This is a genomic window from Janthinobacterium woesei (assembly GCF_051380875.1).
Lineage (GTDB): Bacteria > Pseudomonadota > Gammaproteobacteria > Burkholderiales > Burkholderiaceae_D > Janthinobacterium.
Genome location: NZ_JBNYXW010000012.1, coordinates 178329 through 199519, shown reverse-complemented (window position 1 = coordinate 199519; position 21191 = coordinate 178329). Strand labels below are relative to the sequence as shown.

Annotated in this window: 15 protein-coding genes; 9 read left to right on the top strand and 6 right to left on the bottom strand. The window is 61.9% G+C overall.

The annotated features are described in order from the left end of the window. Positions 1-256 precede the first annotated feature (256 nt). Positions 257-1021, top strand: a complete 765-nt coding sequence (xth, locus tag ACQ4W6_RS16065) for an exodeoxyribonuclease III (protein ID WP_436568171.1) — start codon at positions 257-259, stop codon at positions 1019-1021. On the opposite strand, the gene ACQ4W6_RS16060 is transcribed toward xth, so the two are convergent. Then, positions 1018-4680, bottom strand: a complete 3663-nt coding sequence (locus ACQ4W6_RS16060; RefSeq protein WP_436568170.1) for a sensor domain-containing protein — start codon at positions 4678-4680, stop codon at positions 1018-1020. The two genes, xth and ACQ4W6_RS16060, sit on opposite strands and share 4 nt — an antisense overlap. A gap of 210 nt (positions 4681-4890) precedes the next feature. Here ACQ4W6_RS16060 and prpR point away from each other — a divergent pair, with 210 nt between their 5' ends. From prpR to ACQ4W6_RS16040, 4 genes are all read left to right on the top strand, one after another. Further along, a complete protein-coding gene (gene prpR / locus ACQ4W6_RS16055) occupies positions 4891-6540 on the top strand; it encodes a propionate catabolism operon regulatory protein PrpR (protein WP_436568169.1) in 1650 nt (549 codons plus the stop codon). A gap of 92 nt (positions 6541-6632) precedes the next feature. Then, positions 6633-7511, top strand: coding sequence for an alpha/beta fold hydrolase (locus ACQ4W6_RS16050; protein WP_436568168.1), 879 nt, complete (start codon positions 6633-6635; stop codon positions 7509-7511). Positions 7512-7514: 3 nt separating this feature from the next. Beyond that, positions 7515-8576, top strand: a complete 1062-nt coding sequence (locus ACQ4W6_RS16045) for a sensor histidine kinase (RefSeq protein WP_436568167.1) — start codon at positions 7515-7517, stop codon at positions 8574-8576. Continuing rightward, positions 8573-9283, top strand: a complete 711-nt coding sequence (locus tag ACQ4W6_RS16040) for a LytR/AlgR family response regulator transcription factor (RefSeq protein ID WP_436568166.1) — start codon at positions 8573-8575, stop codon at positions 9281-9283. Before ACQ4W6_RS16045 ends, ACQ4W6_RS16040 begins: the two co-directional genes overlap by 4 nt. A gap of 17 nt (positions 9284-9300) precedes the next feature. Here ACQ4W6_RS16040 and ACQ4W6_RS16035 read toward each other — a convergent pair whose 3' ends face one another. The 3 genes from ACQ4W6_RS16035 to clpS form a co-directional block, all read right to left on the bottom strand. Beyond that, entirely contained in the window at positions 9301-12672 is a 3372-nt protein-coding gene (locus ACQ4W6_RS16035) for a S41 family peptidase (RefSeq protein ID WP_436568165.1), read from the bottom strand. 218 nt (positions 12673-12890) lie between these two features. Then, on the bottom strand, positions 12891-15191 hold the full coding sequence (gene clpA / locus ACQ4W6_RS16030) for an ATP-dependent Clp protease ATP-binding subunit ClpA (protein WP_436568164.1): 2301 nt from the start codon (positions 15189-15191) through the stop codon (positions 12891-12893). Then, positions 15188-15490 (bottom strand): ATP-dependent Clp protease adapter ClpS, encoded by a 303-nt coding sequence (gene clpS, locus ACQ4W6_RS16025; protein WP_034751577.1) that lies wholly within the window; start codon positions 15488-15490, stop codon positions 15188-15190. Before clpS ends, clpA begins: the two co-directional genes overlap by 4 nt. Before the next feature lie 321 nt (positions 15491-15811). Between clpS and cspE the strand changes: the two genes are divergently transcribed. Next, positions 15812-16015: a transcription antiterminator/RNA stability regulator CspE gene (gene cspE / locus ACQ4W6_RS16020; protein ID WP_010395943.1), complete on the top strand. Its 204-nt coding sequence runs from the start codon at positions 15812-15814 to the stop codon at positions 16013-16015. A 103-nt stretch (positions 16016-16118) separates the two neighbouring features. Here the strand turns inward: cspE and icd are convergent, their stop codons facing one another. Further along, positions 16119-17372 (bottom strand): NADP-dependent isocitrate dehydrogenase, encoded by a 1254-nt coding sequence (gene icd, locus ACQ4W6_RS16015; RefSeq protein ID WP_436568163.1) that lies wholly within the window; start codon positions 17370-17372, stop codon positions 16119-16121. 311 nt (positions 17373-17683) lie between these two features. Here icd and ACQ4W6_RS16010 point away from each other — a divergent pair, with 311 nt between their 5' ends. Together ACQ4W6_RS16010 and ACQ4W6_RS16005 are read left to right on the top strand one after the other, a co-directional pair. Beyond that, positions 17684-18247, top strand: a complete 564-nt coding sequence (locus ACQ4W6_RS16010; RefSeq protein ID WP_436568162.1) for a pseudouridine synthase — start codon at positions 17684-17686, stop codon at positions 18245-18247. A 135-nt stretch (positions 18248-18382) separates the two neighbouring features. Beyond that, positions 18383-18835, top strand: coding sequence for a DUF192 domain-containing protein (locus ACQ4W6_RS16005; protein ID WP_436568161.1), 453 nt, complete (start codon positions 18383-18385; stop codon positions 18833-18835). Between the two features lie 153 nt (positions 18836-18988). On the opposite strand, the gene rpsT is transcribed toward ACQ4W6_RS16005, so the two are convergent. After that, positions 18989-19255 carry a 30S ribosomal protein S20 gene (rpsT, locus tag ACQ4W6_RS16000; protein ID WP_010395935.1) on the bottom strand — a complete coding sequence of 89 codons (267 nt, stop codon included), beginning with the start codon at positions 19253-19255 and terminating at the stop codon, positions 18989-18991. Positions 19256-19552: 297 nt separating this feature from the next. On the opposite strand from rpsT, the gene murJ reads away from it, so the two are divergent. Then, the gene (gene murJ / locus ACQ4W6_RS15995) at positions 19553-21100 is read left to right on the top strand and encodes a murein biosynthesis integral membrane protein MurJ (protein ID WP_436568160.1); all 1548 of its coding nucleotides are present in this window, start codon (positions 19553-19555) and stop codon (positions 21098-21100) included. Positions 21101-21191 lie beyond the last annotated feature (91 nt).

Genomic DNA, 21191 nt, shown 5'->3' with positions numbered 1-21191 from the left:
ACCTTTATCGCGTTAAATGGCGATATGCAGCTTGCCGCGCCCGCCACTTATGCCAAATCAAACTTAGGGGTTGATCAATCATACACAAAAACATAATATTCATGCGCCACGATTGGTTAAAAACAAATACTTTCCCCATATGCGCTTTCCCGCCAGGAATGCTCGGCAAGCCTGGCAGGACGCCGGCGACACGCATGCGGTAAGATTCGCGCCTATCGACACTCCGTCACTTACCTCCGCAACAAGGATCTTTCCCATGAAATTAGTCACCTGGAACGTCAATTCGCTCAAAGTACGCCTGCCACAAGTGCTGCAGTGGCTGGCAGACAACCCGGTCGACATACTCTGCCTGCAAGAAACCAAGCTGACGGACGACAAGTTCCCCGTCGCCGAGATCGAGGCGGCCGGCTACCAAGTGGTCTTCAGCGGCCAGAAGACCTACAACGGCGTGGCCATCCTGTCGAAGCTGCCGATCACCGACGTGGTAAAAAACAACCCCCGCTATGAAGATGCGCAGCAGCGCATCCTGGCCGCCACCATCGACGGCGTGCGCGTCGTCTGCGCGTATGTGCCAAATGGCCAGAGCGTCGACTCGGACAAGTATGAATACAAGCTGGGCTGGCTGGCCGCCCTGCACGACTGGCTCGCCGAAGAAGCGCAGCAGCACCCGCAACTGGCCGTGGTCGGCGACTACAATATCGCACCCGACGACCGCGACGTGCATGACCCTGTTGCCTGGGAAGGCCAGGTACTGGTATCAAGCAAGGAACGCGCCGCCCTGCAGCGCCTGCTCGACATCGGCCTGACAGATGCCTTCCGCCTGTTCGAGCAAGTGGAAAAATCGTTCAGCTGGTGGGATTACCGCCAGCTGGGTTTCCGTCTGAACAAGGGCTTGCGCATCGACCATATCCTGCTCTCGCCTGCCCTGGCAGCACGCTGCACGGCATGCAGCATCGACCGAGTGCCACGCAAGTGGGAACAGCCTTCTGATCACGCCCCTGTCATCGCCACCATCGACTAACTATTAGATAGCCGTTCCAGCAGCGCTTGCGCATTGACCGCAGGCACGGGCGCGGAGAACAAATAGCCCTGCGCATAGCGGCAGCCCTTCGCCTGCAGCAGGGCGAACTGCTCTTCCGTTTCCACGCCTTCGGCCACGGTCGACAATTGCAGGCTGTCGGCCAGTGCGATGATGGCGGCCACGATGGCGCGGTCTTCCGCGCTGTGCTCGAGGTCCTTGATGAAGGCGCGGTCGATCTTGACTTTCTTCACGGGGAAGCGTTTCAGGTAAGCCAGGCTGGAATAGCCGGTGCCGAAGTCGTCGATCGACAGGCGCAAGCCCATGCCATTGATCTGGCGCAAAATCTCCAGCGTATGCTCGCCATGCTGCATCAGCGCCGTCTCGGTGATCTCGAACTCCAGCAGCGATGGGGCTATGCCCGTTTCCCGCACCACGGCGCCGATGGCCGCCACCAGGCCCTTGTGCATGAACTGGCGCGGCGACAGGTTCACCGCCAGCGGCACCGGCTGCAAGCCCTGGCGCTGCCAGGCCATGCTTTGCTCGCAAGCCTGGCGCATGACCCATTCGCCGACCGGCACGATCAAGCCATTTTCCTCCATGATGGGAATGAAGCGGTCCGGCAGCACCAGGCCGTGGCCGGGACGGCGCCAGCGCAGCAGCACTTCCATGCCATGCAGGCGCCGCGTGGCGATGTCGATCACGGGCTGGTAATACAACTCGAACTGGTTCAAGGCCAGCGCCGTGCGCAAGCTGCTTTCCAGGTCAAAATGCAGGGCCGCTGCCTGGTTCATCGTCTGCGTGAAGAACTGGTAGTTGTTGCGGCCACTGTCCTTGGCGTGGTACATCGCCGCGTCGGCATGGCGCATCAGGACGTCGACATCGCCGCCATCGTCCGGATACATGCAGATGCCGATAGACGGCGTGATATGCAGCACGTGGCCGTCGAGTGGAAAGGCGGGCGTCAACGCTTCAATGACCTTCTCGGCCACGCGCGCCGCTTCGTCCGGCCCGCGTATGTCTGGCACCAGCACGACGAATTCGTCGCCGCCAAGGCGGGCCACCGTGTCGCTGGCGCGCACGGCGCGGCACAGGCGGCCTGCCACTGCCTTGAGCAGCAAGTCGCCCGTCATGTGGCCCAGCGAATCGTTGATGGTCTTGAAGCGGTCCAGGTCGATGAACATCACGGCCAGCTTGCGCCCGGAACGCTGCGAGGCCAGCATGGCCCGCTCCAGGCGGTCCGACAGCAGCGCGCGGTTGGGCAGGCCCGTCAGGTTGTCGTGGTACGCCATGTGGTGCACGCGCGCCTCGGCCTGGCGCCGCTCGACGATTTCGCCTTGCAACAGCACATTGGCGCCCGCCAGTTCGGCCGTGCGTTCCTGCACGCGCAGTTCCAGCTCGTCGCGCGCGCGGCGCACCGCGTCGGCCGCCTCGCGGCGCAGCGTCACATCGTCGACCAGCCACACCGAGCGGCCATGCGCATGCGCCAGATCAAACGGACGCCCCGACAGGCGCGCCCAGAAGCGGCTGCCATCCTTGCGTACCAGCTGGTATTCCGACATATGCACGCGGCCGGCCTCGAAATCGCGCGCCGTCTCGCTGCGCGCCGCCCTCCAGTCGGCCATGTCCGCGTACAGCGCCTGCACCGACAGGCCGTTGATTTCACCGGGAGCATAGCCGAACAGCTCTTCCATCTTGCTGTTGCCGCGCAAATTGAAGCCGCCCTCCACCACCGAGATGCCCAGTACGGCGCTATCGAGGATGGCCTGGTTTTCCAGCAGCGCGTTGCGCAGCGACTCTTCGGCGCGCTTCGCTTCCGTGCGGTCCTCGATGATCCAGATGGTGCCGGCGGCCGGGTCGGCCGGGTTGACGACATAGGCGATCAGCTGCGCCCACAGCGTGCTGCCGTCGCGGCGCATCATCTCCACTTCCGTCTGGAACGATTTACCCACCGAGAGGAAGGGGAACGCCACCGCCCCCAGAAGCTCGTAGGACTGCTGCGTGACATACAGCGCCCGCCCGGGCAGGCCCAGCGCCTCGTCGCCGCGATAGCCAAACATCGCGGCAAAGCCCAGGTTGTAGCGCGTGATAAGGCGGTTCTTGGTAAACAGGATGCTCACCGAGGCATTCGTCATGATGGCCGCCACTTCCATCTGCGTCTGGCGGCTGGCGGTGACGTCTTCGATGATCCAGATGGTGCCTTGCTCGCTATGCTCCTGGTCGAGGGCCTTGGCGCGGACGCGGCACCAGAACAGCTTGCCGTCGCGGCGGCGGAACAGCGATTCGTCCAGCTCATACGGCAGTCCCTGCCCCAGCTGCAGCGTGGCCTGCACGTTAAACTGCGCATACACTTGCGGCGAAGGAAACAGCGCGGCGGCGGGCATGCCCGTCAGCTCGTCCTGCGTGTAGCCGAACATCTCGGCAAAACGGGGATTGCAGCGCAGTATCTGGCGCGAACGGGAAAACAGGATGCCGAGCGAGGCATTGTCGAGGATGGCCTGCTGCTCCAGCACCAGCTGGCGCATCGCCTCCTCGGCCGCCTTTTGCGCGCTGCGGTCATCGAACAGCCAGATCGTGTCGCGCAGCGCGCGGTCGGGCTGCTGCTCAGGATTGAGCACATAGCCGTAGGCCAGGGCCCAGAAGGTGGAGCCGTCGCGGCGGCGCATCTCCATCTCGCCCTGGAATGGCAGGCCGCGCCGCAGCAGGGGCGCAGCTTGCCTGGCCACGCTTTCATACGCGGCGCGCGACGGGTACAGGTCGGCGACGGCCAAGCCCACGCCGCTGTCGCCGTCAAAGCCGAAGCATTCGGCGAAGCGCCGGTTGTAGCGCAGCACACCCTTGTCGCGCTGGAAGCCGATGGCCAGCGGCGCGTTGTCCATCACGGCCTGCATTTCCAGCACCGCGCGGCGCAATTGATCTTCGTCACGCCGGTGGTCGCTGATATCCTCGATAATCCATACCGTACCGTCATGCGTATTGAGCGGATCGACGGCGCGCCCGTGCAGCCGGCTCCAGAATAGCGAGCCGTCCTGGCGCCGCAATTCCAGTTCCGTGCGAAACGGCTTACCTTTGGACAATAACGGCGCCGCTTCCAGCCCCAGCGCATGGCAGTGCTCAGCAGAGCGGTACAGCACCGCTCCCGGCAGCCCCATCAGCTGATGGCGCGCATAGCCGAGCATTTCCGCGGCGCGAATATTGCATTCCTCGATGAAGCCGCCCTTGGCAAACACGATGCCGACGGCCGCGTTTTCCAAGATGGCCTGCTGTTCCAGCAATGTCTTGCGCAAGGCTTGCTGGTCGCGCTGCTGCACGCTGATATCGGCAAACACCAGGGTAGCACCCGGCAAGCCATCGCCCACTGGCAGCGGCTTGGCCCATACCTGCACGGCAATGGCCCTGCGCGCCCCCTGCAGGCTGCTGTCCCAGTGGCGTTCGCGGCCGGCCGGACCCAGCGCGCCGCGCAGCATGCTCGTGCTCGACGCGCGGTAAGCGTCGCTGAAACAGTCGGCCAGCAGCCGGCCCACCACATCCATGCCCAGCAAGGCGACCAGCGCGCCATTGCCCGCCACCACCATGCCGCAGGCATCGCAGGCGCACGCCGGCAAGGCAATCAATTGCAAGGCATCGGTGATGAAATCGGGACTGGTCGGTACGCGGTTCATGGACACCATGTGGCGGTTATGGGCAAGACGGCAAGCGCCTGGGTAAAACATTCTCACAGGCAGCATGGTGTTGCTAGATCATAAACCAGTTTGTACGGGTTTTTTCAAATTCCTTCTGGCAATATCTGAAACGCCACAGACCACTTGCAACGCCGATGTTGCAATGGCATTGCGGCGCAAAGATATGAAACAAATCGTTTAGAATAAAGCATGCGCCGCCCTCCCCCTCCCTCCCTCGATCCGCTCGATCAGCGCGACAAGCCGGTCATCTGGACCGTCTCCGTTTCGCGACTGTTCGACCTGTTTCGCGACATCACGCTCGAATACGACGACCTGGCGACGATCGAACCGATCAACCTGGGCTTCGACGACGCCGTGCGCCACATCCGCGAACGCATGGCCACCGAGCGCTGCGACGCCGTCATCGCGGCCGGGTCGAACGGCGCCTACCTGAAGGGCCGACTGTCGGTGCCCGTCATCATCGCCAAGGCCAGCGGCTACGATGTGATGCAGGCGCTGGCGCGCGCGCGGCGCATCTCGCCCACCATCGGCGTCGTCACCTACCAGGACCCGATGCCGGAACTGGCCGAATTTGCCGCCACCTTCGGCTTCCAGATCTTTCAACGCACCTATGCCACGCAAGAAGATGCGCGCGCGCAGATCAATGAACTCAAAGCGGCCGGCGTGCAGGCCATCGTCGGCGCAGGGCTCGTCACCGACCTGGCCGAGGAGGCGGGACTGGCCGCCGTCTTCGTGTATTCGGCCACGGCCATCCGGCGCGCCTTCGACGACGCGCTGGAACTGGCGCGCCTGACCCAGCTTGAGTCAAGCCGCAGCCGTCGCGCGACAGTCGCCGACACGCTGCGCGCCAAACATGGCTTGCACGACCTGCGCGGCGAATCCGAGGCGATGGAAGCGCTGCGCCAGTCGGTGGTGCTGTATGCGCGCTCGCCGGCGACGGTGCTGATCCAGGGCGAAACGGGCAGCGGCAAGGAACTGGTGGCGCAGGCGATCCACCGCGAAAGCCCACGCAGCCTGGGCGCGAACCGCCCCTTCATCGCCATCAATTGCGGCGCCATCGCCGAGTCCTTGCTCGAATCGGAACTGTTCGGCCACGAAGACGGCGCATTTACGGGCGCACGCCGGGGCGGCCATGCGGGCCTGTTCGAGGCCGCCAACCACGGCACCCTCTTCCTCGATGAAATCGGCGAAATGCCGCTGGCCCTGCAAACGCGCCTGCTGCGCGTGCTGGAAGAGCGCGAAGTGGTACGCGTGGGCGGCACGCGGCCCATCGCCATCAATGTGCGCATCATCAGCGCCACCCACTGCGACCTGGAACAGCGCATCCGCGAAGGCCGCTTCCGCGCCGACCTGTTCTACCGCCTGGCCGTGCTGCGCCTGCACTTGCCGGCCTTGCGCGAGCGCACCAGCGACATTCCCGGCCTGGCCGAATGGTCGCTGAAAAATGCGCTGGCCGCGCTGGGCGCCCGGCCACATCCGAACCTGCATGCGGAAGTCCATGCCTGCGCGCCGTTGCTGCGCCGCTACGCCTGGCCCGGCAATGTGCGCGAACTGCGCAACATGGCCGAGCGCCTGGCGCTGTTCCTGGCCGCCGAACCGCTGCAGGCGCTCACGCCTTCTTTTATGCTGGGCGTGGCGCCCGAACTGGCGTCGGCAAGATCGACGGCAGCGGCAAGCAGCCTGTCAGCAGCACCCGTGCCGGCCATGCCGGAAAGTGCCAGCGATGTCTTGCGGCGCTTCGGCGGCCGGCGCGATGCCGCCGCCAACTTCCTGGGCATCAGCCGCACCACCCTGTGGCGCAAGCTGCGGGCGGAAGCGAACGGTGACGGAGCGGCATGACGCCGCTTATCCTCTCCATCTGCCGTCCATCCCGCAGCGCTGGCGGTCAATGGCGCGCGCCGCTAACATCATCGTTCAGGAGGTAACACATCATGAAACGAACGATACAACAACTGCTGCTGAGCGCAGTCCTGCTGATGTCCAGCGCGGCCAACGCCGCCGAACCCGCCGCCTTCACGGTGCAGGTAACGGGCCAGGGCCAGGGCCAGCCAGTCATCCTGATTCCCGGCCTGGCCTCGTCGGGCGAGGTGTGGCAAGGCACGGTGGCGCGCCTGTGCGGGCCGCAGTCCGCACGCCAATGCCACGTGCTGACACTCGCCGGTTTTGCCGGCGCAGCCCCCATCGAGGGCGACTTGCTGGCGCAAGCCGAGCAGCAGCTTGCCGATTACATCAACGACAAAAGACTGGGCCAGCCAGCCATCATCGGGCATAGCCTGGGTGGCTTTCTGGCACTGAAGCTGGCGATAGGCCATCCCGCTCAGACTGGCAAGCTGGTGATCGTCGACTCGCTGCCGGCACTGGGTGCGACGCAAGTGCCCAACATCACGCCGGAGCAATTGCTAGCCATGTCGGCGCAGATGCAGGTGGCCATGCGGGCCCAGGACGCCGCTACCGCCAGCGCCAGCCAGCACCGCACCATCGCCGGTATGGCGACTGCCCCGGCCGATGTGGAACGCATCATCGGCTGGGGCCAGCGCTCCGATAAAAACACCGTGATCAATGCCATGGGCACCCTGATTGCCAGCGACTTGCGCCAGGAGGTGGCAAAAGTGCAGTCGCCCACCCTGGTGCTGGGAACCTGGATCGCGTACAAGGAGTATGCACCGCGCGCCGCCATCGAGGCGACATTCGGCCAGCAGTACCGCCTGTTGCCGGGCGTGCGGATAGAAATGGCCGACACGGCGCGCCACTTCATCATGTACGACCAGCCTGACTGGATGTACGCGCGCATCGAACAGTTCCTGAACTAGACCATGACAACGCCGCCCGACCGCCTACCAGTGCTGGCAAGAATCGACTGGTACTGGGTCTTCCAGCTGGCCGGCTGGAATACCATGGCCCTGCTAACCTTGATGGGACTAACCCACAACGGCGCCAGCTGGGCCGTCATCGGCGTCTGCTGGTGGGGCGCCGCGAGCGGGCTGGGACTGTCGATAGTCTGGCGGCGCTGGCTGCGCCGCCACGGCTGGGTAGAGCGCCACTTCGCATGGCAACGCATCTTGCCTGCCTGCGTGGTGCTGGCGATCATGCAAACCGCACTGGTGGCGACCGGTTATATCGTCCTGCGTCCATTCGGTGCCATTCGCAATTTTGATTGGCTACCGTTCGCACTGATTTCCTGGTTCAGCACCTTCCTCGTGTGGACTGTCCTGTATTCGATGATCGTTTCGCTGCGCCGCGCCAGCCGGCTCGAAGCGGAAACACTGCAGTTGCAACTGCATGCTCGGGAAGCCGAGCTGCGCGCCCTGCAGGCACAAGTCAATCCGCATTTTTTCTTCAATAGCCTCAATAGCGTGCGTGCGCTGATCTATGAGGACCGCGAGGCGGCCGCGCACATGATCGACCAGCTGGCCGACCTGATGCGCCATGCGCTGCAAGCGGGCCAGCACGCGACGGTGCCGCTGGCGGCAGAACTGGACGCCGTGCGCGCCTACCTGGCCATCGAGCAGAGTCGCTTCGAAGAGCGCCTGCGCGTCATTTTCGACATCGCGCCCGGCCTGGAGCACGTGCGCGTGCCGCCCATGGCCCTGCAAACCCTGGTGGAAAACGCCGTCAAGTATGGCGTCGAAGCGAGCGCCGATGGCGGCGACATCCGCATCACGGCGCAGCGCGAAGGCGGCACTGGCGCTTCGGCCATGCTGCGCATCGAGGTGGCCAACACGGGCGCCTTACGCCAGCCGGGCAATTCCACCTGCGTCGGCTTGCGCAATGCGCGCCAGCGCCTGCGGCTGCTCTGCGGCGAAAGCGCCAGCCTGGAACTGCACGAACAGGCCGGCTGGGTCCACGCCGCGATCCAATTTCCGGAACGGCAATGAGTGAGCGCAGCATCACCGTACTGCTGGTGGACGACGAACGGCTGGCGCGCGCCGAGCTGCGGCGCTTGCTGGCGGCGCATCGGCAAGTCGATATCGTGGGCGAGGCGGCCAGCGCGGCGGAAGCCATCGCGCTCATTAGCAGGCTGCGCCCAGATCTGCTGCTGCTCGACGTGCAAATGCCGGGCGGCTCGGGCTTCGACCTGCTCGCTGCCATCGACGACGCGCCCGACGTCATCTTTTGCACGGCCTTCGACCAGTATGCGCTGCAAGCGTTTGAAGTGAGCGCCCTCGATTACCTGCAAAAACCCGTGCAGGCGGCGCGCCTGGCGACGGCGCTGGCGAGGGTCGGCGCCCGCGTGCAGGCGGCGCCATCACCAAAGCCGCGCAAGATTTTCATCAAGGATGGCGAACGCTGCTGGTTTGTTGCGCTCGATCAAATCCGCCTGCTCGAATCGGAAGGCAATTACACGCGCGTGCATTTCGACGCGCAGCAGCCATTGATGCTGCGCTCGCTGAACCAGCTGGAAGAGCGCCTTGATCCTGCGCAATTCTTCCGTGCCAACCGGCGCCAGATGGTCAACCTGGCGCAGGTAGCCAAAGTGGCGCCCAAGGCCGCCGACGGCCTCGACCTGCACCTGCTTGACGGCAGCGTGGTCGAAGTCTTGCGCCGCCGCGCACAGCAATTCAAGGCCGTCGCCGGCCTGTAACGGCCAATCGCAACCGCCTACTTCAGCGCGGGGATGGACTGCGGTTGGAACGCCGGGCGCGGCTGCTCCTTGAGCTTTTTCGCCAGCATGTCGAGCGCCACTTCCAGCTGGCGGTCGGCGCCATTGAAGGTGGCGTGCGGCGGGTTTTCTACCTCCACGTCCGGCACCACGCCCACGCCTTCGATCAGCCACTGGCCGTCGATGCCGAACTGGCCGTTTTCCGCCACGCGGGCCATGCCGTTGTCGGCCAGGCGCGTATTGTCGCTGAGCCAGACGCCGGCGCCAGCCGTGCGCTTGCCCACCAGCGGCGCCAGTCCCAGGGCCTTGATGCCGGCCGCAAACGTCTCGCCATCCGAATACGTCAGTTCATCGACCAGCACCACCAGGTGGCCACGGAAGGTGTTCTGCATGTTCGACGATGGCTGCACGCCTGGTGGCGCCCAGTAAGCCCAGGCCTTGCGCAACAGTTTTTCGATGATCCAGCTGTCGATATTGCCGCCGTTATTGCGCCGCACGTCGATGATCAAGCCTTCGCGGTTGATGTTGGCATAAAAGTCGCGCGCGAACGAGGCGATGTCATTGGCGCCCATGGCGCGCAGGTGCAGATAGCCGATGCGCCCTTGCGAGGCGGCCGCCACCTGCTCGGCGCGGCTCAGTTCCCAGTCGCCATAGCGCAGCGCCGTCTGTTTCACCATGTTGACGGGCTTGACGATCATGCTACGCGGCGCACCATTGCCCCGCTTCACTTGCAGCAGCACCTGCTTGTCTGCCTGGTTCAGCAGCAAATCGCTGATGTCGCGCGCGGCCAGCACATCCTTGCCGTTGACGGCCGTGATCACATCGCCCTCCTTCACATCCACCTCGGGGCGCGACAGCGGCGCCCGGGCCGATGGCAATTCCGCTTCGCTGCGGTAGATATGCTCGACCCTGTAGCCGTCGCCCGTACGTGCCAGCACGGCGCCCAGGCCGGCCGGCGCGCCTTCCTGCTCCGTGCGGCGCAATTCGCCGGGACGGATCTGCGAATGCAGGGCGCCCACTTCGGCCACCATCATACCCAGCAAGTCATTCAGTTCGGCGCGGTCCGTGACGCGCTCGACCAGCGGCGCATATTTGTCGCGCGCCGCCTTCCAGTCCACGCCGCGCATCTTCGCGTCGTACAGGAAGTCGCGGTGCAAGCGCCAGGCATCGTTGAACATCTGCTTCCACTCCAATCGCGGATTGGCGACAAAGGTCCAGTCATCGACTTTTACTTTTGCCTTGGCCAGGTCGGCCGGCAGCTTGGCGCCCGCCTCGATCACCAGCATCTCGCCCGGGCCAGTCTCGGCCGCGCTGGTTGCTGTCCTGTAGTACAAGTGTTTCTTATCCGTCGCCAGGTCGAATTCGCGCACATTGGCCACCAGCAGCTCCGGCTTGGAGCCGGTATTGCCTATCGCCAAGGTCTTCAGGCTGGACTTGCGCTCGCCGCCTTCCCGTTCGAGGAAATACAGGCGCTTGCCATCGACGGCCAGCGCATCGTAGTTGCCGGGCGCCAGCGGCACTTCATACAGGCGCTCGGCCAGGCCCTTGAGGTCGATGGCCGGCAAGCTGGCTGGCGCTTTTTTCACGGCCGCCTTGCCACCGCCGGCTTTCTCCAGGGCTTTTTCCGCCGCCAGTTCGGCCGCCTTTTCATCGTCCGTCTCGGCCGGCTTGACGCCCGGGCGGCTCAGTTCATCGTCGGGCTGAAACGGGAAACGGTTGCCCGGCTGCAGCGCCAGCGCATAGACGACGATGCGCTTGTCGAACACGGGGCCCATGTTACGGTCGCCCCACGGCGAACCATTGGCCAACTGGAAGTTGCGTGCCGACATGAAATACAGCCATTTTCCATCTGGCGAAAACACCGGCGTACCGGAAGTGTAGCGGTCGCTGGTGACGAACTGCAGCTGTTTCGACGCCAGGTTGTACAGGCCGATCTGCTCGCGCTGCTCGTTGCTGGCCACGCGCACGATGGCTAGGTTGCGGCTGTCGGGCGACCATTGCACCTCGTCATGCTTGTCCACGCCCGCCTTGCCCGCGTCATCGATCAACTGATTGCCCCTGGTCGCCAGGTCCAGCAGCCAGAAGCGGCCCTTCTTGTCCGTGTGCGCCAGCCAGCGCCCGTCCGGTGACGGATACAGTTTCCAGCGGTGGTTGTTGCCCTGCGTCGTCAGTTGCTCGCCCTTGCCCGTACCGTCGGCGGCGAATGTCCAGATTTCATTTTCGCCGCTCGTGTCGACGATGGCGAAAACGGATTTCTCATCGCTGCTAAAGACGGCGTCGCGCGCCCGTGCCCCTTCCGGAATGGCGATATCGACGCGGCGCATGCTGCCCGTGCCGGCGATGCTGACGCGCCCACGCGCTGTCAGGATGATGCGCTCATCCTTGCCGGACAGCTGGACATTGCTCAAGGTATCGAGCGGCGAGCGGATCTGGCGCGCGCGCTGCTGGTCGAAATCGGACACCAGGCTGATGGCCAGGGGCTGCGAGCTTGCCGATGTACCTGGCGCGCTCAAGTCGAATACATGCAGGTCGGCGCCCAGCTGGTAGACGATCTTGCCATCGCCCAGCGCTGCATTGCGCACGTCCCACTGCGCATGAAACGTCAGGGCGCGGCGATCGCTGCCGTCGGGCAGCATGCTCCACAGATTGTCGCTGCCGCCCGCGTCGCTGATGTAGTACACGCGCCCTTGCCACCACATGGGGCGTTTGTTATTGCCGGCCAACACGGCCGCATCCGTATGCATGGGCACGGCCTCGGCCTTGCCGTCCAGCGCATAGCGCCACAGGGTCGCATGCGCACCGCCACGGTAGTTGCGCACATTGTCATTCGTCATGGCCAGGCCAAAGCGCGTGAAATACAGGGTCGTTCCCGCATCGTCGAGCACGGCATCGTTGGCGTCGGCGACGGCAAACACGCGGCGCGTCTGTTTCACGGGGTCGATGGCGGCGACGATGCGGCGCGATGCGGGGCCATCCGTATTTTGCGTGCTGACCAGCACTTCGCCCTGCGCCGTCCAGCCCAGCACCAGCACGCCGCCATTATCATACGAAATGCGGCGCGGCAAGCCACCGGCCAGCGGCATCACATACGCTTCCTGCGCCCCTTCATATGACGCGGAAAACGCCAGCCACTGGCCATCGCGCGAAATCGCCGCGTTCGTTTCATAGCCGGGATGCGTGGTCAAACGCTGCGCGGCGCCACCGCGCACGCTGCTTTTCCACAAGTCGCCTTCGGCGGTGAAGACGACGGTATCGCCGCGCACGGCGGGAAAGCGCAAGTAGCTGCCAGCTGGGGCGGCAGCGGCAGCGGCGGCACTGCCCAGCAGGCCGGCGGAGAACAACAGGAAGGCAAGAGTACGGGAAATTTTCATGTGAGCAGTCTATAAGCGATCTATCAACGGCCATGCAAACGAAACGATGTGGAGCGTGGCCGACACCGGGATCATGATTCTTGCATAGCTTGCGCAAAAGCAATACCTATTTTTAAACAAGGTTATTTTAACAATAGTTTTCATGATGCGTTTTATGGCCGTAAAAAAACCCGCGCCACTTGCGTGGGCGGGTTTTTCAGATAGCAGCGGGGCCGCTATTATTCCACTTCCACCGTTTCCGGTGCGGCCGTCGGCGCCGCGTCAGGCGGTTCCGGGAATTCCAGCAAGACCTGGTCCTTGTCGTCGAGGTCGACGGTGATCTTGCCGCCGGAGACCAGGCGGCCGAACAACAGTTCGTCGGCCAGCGCCTTGCGGATCAGGTCCTGGATCAGGCGTGCCATCGGACGCGCGCCCATGAGCGGATCGAAGCCTTTCTTGCCGAGGAAGCTGCGCAGCTTCTCGGTGAAGATGGCTTCCACCTTTTTCTCATGCAACTGTTCTTCCAGCTGCATCAGGAACTTGTCGACCACGCGCAGGATGATTTCCTGGTCCAGCGCACGGAAGCTGATGGTGGCATCGATACGGTTGCGGAACTCTGGCGTGAACATGCGCTTGATGTCGGCCATCTCGTCGCCAGCCTGCTTCGAATTGGTGAAGCCGATCGAGTTCTTTTGCAAGCTTTCCGCACCCGCATTGGTGGTCATGATGATGATCACGTTGCGGAAATCGGCTTTGCGGCCGTTGTTATCCGTCAAAGTGCCATGGTCCATCACTTGCAGCAGGATATTGAAAATGTCCGGATGGGCTTTTTCAATTTCATCGAGCAACAACACCGAATGCGGTTTCTTGGTGATCGCTTCCGTCAGCAGGCCACCCTGGTCGAAACCAACATAGCCCGGTGGCGCGCCGATCAAGCGGCTGACCGCGTGGCGCTCCATGTATTCCGACATGTCGAAACGGATCAGCTCGATACCGAGGATGAAGGCCAGTTGCTTGGCCACTTCGGTCTTGCCGACGCCGGTCGGACCGGAGAACAGAAAGGAGCCGATCGGCTTGTCCGTCTTGCCCAGGCCGGCACGCGCCATCTTGATGGCCGAGGCCAGCGCGTCGATGGCAGGATCCTGGCCGAACACGACATTGCGCAAGTCGCGGTCGATGGTTTGCAGCTTGCTGCGGTCGTCCTGGTTGACCGTTTGCGGCGGAATACGCGCGATCTTGGCAATGATGTCCTCGATCTCGGCCTTGCCGATGGTTTTCTTTTGCTTCGACTTCGGCAAGATGCGCTGCGCCGCGCCCGCTTCATCGATGACGTCGATCGCCTTGTCGGGCAGATGGCGGTCGTTGATGAAGCGCGCCGCCAGTTCGGCCGCGGTGGTCAGGGCCGAGGCCGAGTATTTCACGCCATGGTGCTCTTCGAAGCGCGACTTGAGGCCGCGCAAGATCTGCACGGTTTGCTCGACGGTCGGCTCGTTGACGTCCACTTTCTGGAAGCGGCGCGACAGGGCATGGTCTTTCTCAAAGACGCCACGAAATTCCGTGTAAGTGGTCGCGCCGATGCATTTCAACTGGCCGTTGGCCAGTGCCGGTTTCAGCAGGTTCGACGCGTCCAGGGTACCGCCCGAAGCCGAGCCCGCACCGATGATGGTGTGGATTTCGTCGATGAACAGGATGCCGTTCGGATTGTCTTTCAGTTGCTTGAGCACGGCTTTCAGGCGCTGTTCGAAGTCACCGCGGTACTTGGTACCGGCCAGCAAGGCGCCCATGTCGAGCGAATAGACGACGGCATTTTGCAGGATTTCCGGCACATCGCTTTGCGTGATGCGGTAGGCCAGGCCTTCGGCGATGGCTGTCTTGCCCACGCCCGCCTCGCCAACGAGCAGCGGATTGTTCTTGCGGCGGCGGCACAGGATCTGGATCACGCGGTCGACTTCGTCCTCGCGGCCGATCAATGGGTCGATCTTGCCTTCGGCAGCAGCCTTGTTCAGGTTTTGCGTGAACTGGTCGAGCGGGCTTTCCTTCGGCTGGCCGTCGACGGGCGCTTCTTCCACGCCCTCGGACGCCTTCGCGCTTTCCGTCGATTGATCCTTGCGCACGCCGTGCGAGATGAAATTGACCACGTCCAGGCGCGTCACGCCCTGCTGGTGCAGGTAGTACACCGCATGCGAATCCTTTTCGCCGAAGATGGCCACCAGCACATTGGCGCCGGTGACTTCCTTCTTGCCGTTCGAGGCGGACTGGACGTGCATGATGGCGCGCTGGATCACACGCTGGAAACCCAGCGTCGGCTGGGTGTCGACTTCGCCCGTGCCAGGCACGGTCGGCGTGTTATCGCCGATGAAATTGGTGAGGGTCTTGCGCAGGTCTTCAATATTGACCGCGCAGGCACGCAATACCTCGGCCGCAGAGGGATTATCCAGCAGTGCCAGCAGCAAATGCTCAACCGTGATGAATTCGTGCCGTGCCTGCCGAGCTTCGACAAACGCCATGTGCAAACTTACTTCTAATTCCTGCGCAATCATACTTCCTCCATCACGCACTGCAGGGGATGCCCCGCCTTGCGCGCATGCGTTAAAACGAACTCCACTTTGGTACACGCTATATCTTTAGAGAACACGCCGCACACTCCTTTGCCGTAGCGATGAACACTGAGCATGATTTGCGTCGCCGTTTCACGGTCCTTGTTGAAATACTCCTGAATGATGGCCACCACAAATTCCATCGGGGTGTAGTCGTCATTGAGCAAGGCTACCTGGTAGAGTGGCGGCGGCTTCAGCACTTGCCGCTCCAGCAGGGTTTCTGTGTCGTGCTTGGTTGCCATACGCTTATTCTAATGCTTTCACAGTGGTTGTCATGCGCAATATCTGCGCGTTTCCAATTGTTTTCAATCTTACGCGTTTTCTTAATACTGCGCAGATGGCGTCCTTGCCGTCAAAATCAAGAGTGGCTTTTTTGGTTACCGTGAAGAATTTGGCGATATCCGTGGAAAAGCGCTTGACTTCAATATTTATTCCGCCAACAATGCTGTATCGACTGTTGCAGTAATGTACAGCTTGATAAGAAGTGAGGCGTCGAGGAGGGGGCAGGAAGCTTCTTGCTTTTATGGCTCGTGTGATTTGTTTTAATTTTGAAAGTTCTTTTTATGGCAACAGGTACAGTTAAGTGGTTCAATGATTCCAAAGGTTTTGGCTTCATCACTCCAGATGATGGCGGCGAAGATTTGTTTGCGCACTTCTCCGCAATCAACATGAACGGTTTCAAGACCCTCAAAGAAGGTCAAAAAGTTCAATTCGAAGTCACGCAAGGCCCTAAAGGCAAGCAAGCTTCCAACATCCAAGCAGCCTAAGCATCGCCGGCCCTCAGATGTAAAAAACCCCGTTTTCGAACGGGGTTTTTTTTCGTTCACAGGGCGCGCAGTGGGCGCCCTGCCCCTCGCCCTGCGCTTCTTCTTACATGTGCTCGATCATTACCTCGCCAAAGCCCGAGCACGACACTTGCGTCGCGCCTTCCATCAGGCGGGCGAAGTCATAGGTGACGCGCTTCGAGGCGATCGACTTTTGCATCGAGGAAATAACCAGGTCGGCCGCCTCCAGCCAGCCCATGTGGCGCAGCATCATTTCCGCTGACAGGATCAGCGAACCGGGATTGACGTAATCCTTGCCCGCGTACTTCGGCGCCGTGCCGTGGGTGGCTTCGAACATGGCCACGGAATCGGACAGGTTGGCGCCTGGCGCGATACCGATGCCGCCCACTTGCGCTGCCAGCGCATCGGAGATGTAATCGCCGTTCAGGTTCAGGGTGGCGATGACGCTGTATTCGGCTGGACGCAAGAGGATTTGTTGCAGGAACGCATCAGCGATGGAATCCTTGATGAGGATGTCACGGCCCGTCTTCGGATTCTTCAATTTGCACCATGGACCGCCATCGATCAGTTCGGCGCCGAATTCCTTTTGCGCCAGCGCATACGCCCAATCGCGGAAGCCGCCTTCCGTATACTTCATGATGTTGCCTTTGTGCACGATCGTCACGGACGGCTTGTCATTGTCGAGTGCATACTGGATAGCCTTGCGCACCAGGCGCTCCGTGCCTTCGATCGAGACGGGCTTGATGCCGATGCCGGACGTGGCCGGGAAGCGGATCTTGGTCACGCCCATTTCCTTGATCAGGAAATCGATCAGTTTCTTCGCCTCTTCGGAACCTTGCTGATACTCGATGCCGGCATAGATATCTTCCGAGTTTTCGCGGAAAATCACCATGTCCGTCTTTTCCGGCTCTTTCACTGGCGACGGCACGCCCGTAAAATAGCGCACGGGGCGCAGGCAGACATACAGGTCGAGCTGCTGGCGCAGCGCCACGTTGAGCGAACGGATGCCGCCGCCCACGGGCGTAGTCAACGGGCCCTTGATGGAGACGACGTAGTCTTTCAGCACCTCCAGCGTTTCTTCCGGCAGCCACACATCGGGACCGTACACATTCGTCGATTTTTCGCCTGCATAAATTTCCATCCAGCTGATCTTGCGCGCGCCGCCATAGGCCTTGGCCACGGCCGCGTCGATCACCTTGATCATGACCGGGCTGATATCGATGCCCGTGCCATCGCCCTCGATGAAGGGAATGATAGGATTGTCTGGTACATTCAGCGAAAAGTCGGCGTTAACGGTGATTTTTTGGCCGTCAGCAGGTACAGTGATATGTTGATACATCGTGATCTCCGAAGTGGGACACACCGCAGGCAGGCAGCACAGGCCGGCGGTGCGCTCTGCGGTTGCAGAGTTGACAAAAACAAGTCCGAACATGGCAGCAACAACGCACTTTAGCAGGGAAAGAACACCCAGGCCATCTGCATCGCAATGCCGGCCGCAGCACCAAAGAACGTTATCGCCACGCCAGACCAAGTCTTCTATAAGATATAAGACTGGCGTTTCACATTATGCACCAGTATCTTACAAGGCGCCACGCTTTTGCGGCGCCGACCAGCCGCCACCATTGTTTGCATCACTAACAGCCCATCCGCATGCCACTCATCCTCTTCAACAAACCGTTCCAGGTCCTGTGCCAGTTTTCGCCGCAGGAAGGCCGCGCCACGCTGGCCGACCACCTTACCATTCCCGGTATTTATCCGGCCGGCCGGCTCGACGCCGACAGCGAAGGCTTGCTGCTACTGACCGATGACGGCCGCTTGCAGCACGAGATCAGCCACCCCGACCGCAAGGAAGCGAAAACCTACCTGGTGCAAGTCGATGGCGTGCCTGATGCGGCCAGCCTGGCACGCCTGCAGGCGCCGCTGGACCTGGGCGATTTCATCACCAAGCCGTGCAAGGCCGTGCGCATCGCCGAACCGGACTGGCTGTGGCCCCGCAATCCGCCCATCCGCGCGCGCGCAGACAAACCCACCGCGTGGCTGGCGATCACCTTGAAAGAAGGAAAAAACCGGCAAGTGCGGCGCATGACGGCAGCCGTTGGCTTGCCCACCCTGCGCCTGGTGCGCAGCGCCATCGGCCCGTTTTCACTGGCCAGCCACCCATTGATGCCAGGCGAATGGTGCGAAGTTCCAGCCGAAAACTTCGGCAAGGCTTGAACGGGGCCACCACTAAGGCGGCGGCGACATGCGTGTTGCTCTCGCCCCACGCTTTCGCCGCCACCAGGCGCCATGCTTGACCTTGCGCGCACCAGCATGGCTTAATCGCCGCTTCCCTTGCTACCGCGCCGACACATGAAAAACTCCCTTGGCAGTCTCAGCCTTTCAATCGTCCTGATGGCCTGCACCAGCATGGCCCAGGCGCAAGCACAGGCAGGCAAGAGCATGCAATTGTCGGCTGGCATGCACCTGATCCAGGCGGAGGTGGCAGCGACGGAAGAGCAACGCGAGCAGGGTTTAATGTACCGCGAAAAAATGCCGGCCAATGCAGGTATGTTGTTTATTTTCGGCAATCCGGCCACGCAATGCATGTGGATGAAGAACACACCGCTGCCCCTGTCGGTGGCTTTTATCGATGCGAGTGGCAAAATTAGCAACATCGAGGACATGCAGCCGCATACGCTCGACAGCCATTGCTCCACCCGGGCGGTGCCGGTGCGCTATGCGCTGGAGATGAATCTGGGCTGGTTCAAGCAACGCAATATCCAGCCGGGCATGCATATCGGCAACTTGCCGGCACTACGCTAAAAAGCCGCAGCAGGGGCTGGCGCGAGCGGCCCCGAACATGGCGCGAGAACGCGAAAAAACCCACCAGAATAAATCTGCGGGTTTTTGCTTTTCAACCATGCCAGCGTACTGGCACAGGCAAGGCCGCGTTGGCGGCTTGCCTGCCGGCGAATATTAAGCGGACAGTGCTTTCAAAGCAGCTGCCAGACGGCTCTTATGGCGAGCTGCCTTGTTTTTGTGGATGATCTTCTTGTCAGCGATACGGTCGATGGTCGACACGGATGCTTGGAAGATTGCAGCAGCTGCTGCCTTGTCACCGCCCTGGATCGCTTTGCGAGCAGCTTTGATAGCCGTGCGCAAGGTCGAACGTTGGGACGAATTGTGTGCGTTTTGCTTAACTGCTTGACGAGCGCGTTTGCGCGCTTGTGCGGTATTTGCCATGGAATTTCCTAAAACAGGGTCAAAGTGCGTTTGCAAACATTAGTGTTTGCCAACCGGTGCGTTCTGTGCGTCTGCCGAACCATGTGTGCCAAACCAGTGCCTGTCAAACATTAGTGTCTGCGTAACAGAATTCTGTACAGCCTTCGATTATAGCGATATTTTCAAGCGGGGGCAAATCAAAAAACCGACTATCGTCCCCAAAACACCTGAAAATAGGGCTGGCAAGGGCGAATCGACAGCAATTGTTACCATATTTTAACCGTTTTCCAGTGCCGTGCACGGCTATAATCTGCCCCCATGAACTTGCTTAAAACCCTCGCCGCCATCTCCAGCATGACCATGCTGTCCCGTGTAACCGGTTTACTGCGCGAAAGCCTGTTCGCCCGCGCCTTTGGCGCCGGCGCCTACACGGACGCCTTCATCGTTGCCTTCCGCATCCCCAACCTGTTGCGCCGATTGTTTGCCGAGGGCGCGTTCTCGCAAGCCTTCGTGCCGATCTTGTCTGAATACAAGAATCAGCATGGCCAGGAAGCCAGCAAGCAACTGGCGGACCATGTCGCCACCACTCTGGTCTGGGCCACCTTGCTGGTGTCCCTCATCGGCATCGCCGGCGCGCCGTGGTTCGTGTATGCCATCGCCACGGGCCTGGCCAAGGATCCCGACGCTTTCGATGCGGCCGTGTGGATGACGCGGCTGATGTTCCCTTATATTAGCTGCATGTCTTTCGTGGCCCTGGCCGGCGGCATCCTCAACACCTGGCGCGAATTCAAGATACCCGCGTTTACCCCCGTGTTGCTGAATCTGTCATTCATCGCCGCATCGCTGTTCCTGGCGCCGTATTTAAAGCAGCCGATCTACGCCATGGCCATTGCCGTGTTCGTCGGCGGCTTGCTGCAGGTAGCCATGCAAATTCCTGCGCTGATCAAGATCGGCATGCTGCCGCGCCTGTCGCTCAACCCCGCCATCGGCCTGTCGGACGGCGGCGTGCGCCGCGTGCTGAAAAAGATGGGGCCGGCCGTGTTTGCCGTCTCGGCGGCGCAGATCAGCCTGATGATCAATACCAGCATCGCTTCGCGCCTGGCCGAAGGCAGTATTTCCTGGCTGTCGTATGCGGACCGCCTGATGGAATTCCCGACCGCCATGCTGGGCGTGGCGCTGGGCACCATCTTGCTGCCCAGCCTGTCGAAGGCGAACGTGGACGGCGACAAGACGGAATACTCGGCCCTGCTGGACTGGGGCTTGCGCCTGACCTTCTTGCTGGCCCTGCCCGCCGCCGTCGGCATGGCCACCCTGGCCACGCCGCTGATCGCCACCCTCTTCCACTATGGCAAGTTTTCGGCCGAATCGGTGACCATGTCGACCGAACCGCTGGTGGCCTACAGCCTGGGCTTGATCGGCATCATCCTCGTGAAAACCCTGGCGCCGGCCTTTTATGCGCGCCAGGACATCCGCACCCCCGTCAAGATCGCCATCGGCGTGCTGATCGCCACGCAAGTAATGAATTTGCTGTTCGTGCCGTACATTGCCGTGGCCGGCCTGGCCCTGTCAATCGGCCTGGGCGCTTGCCTCAATGCCAGCTTCCTGTACTGGGGCTTGCGCAAGCGCGGCATCTACCAGCCCAAGCCAGGCTGGGGCAAGTTCTTCCTGCGCCTGCTGCCGGCCCTGGTCGTGATGGGCGGCGTGGCGGCCTTCGGCGCCATGCGCATCGACTGGATCGCCATGCAAGCCCACCCGCTGCTGCGCGCCGGCGCCCTGGCCCTGGTGGTGACCCTGTGCGGCGTGGCCTACTTCGCCACGCTCTTTTTAGTCGGCTTCCGCTTCCGCGACTTCAAGCGCAGCGCCTGACAACAGTGCAGGACGTTGTTGCAGTCGTCTCGCCGTACTAACGTACTGCTTCGACTCGGCGCCTGGTCCTGCGCATTTTTATCCAGACGAA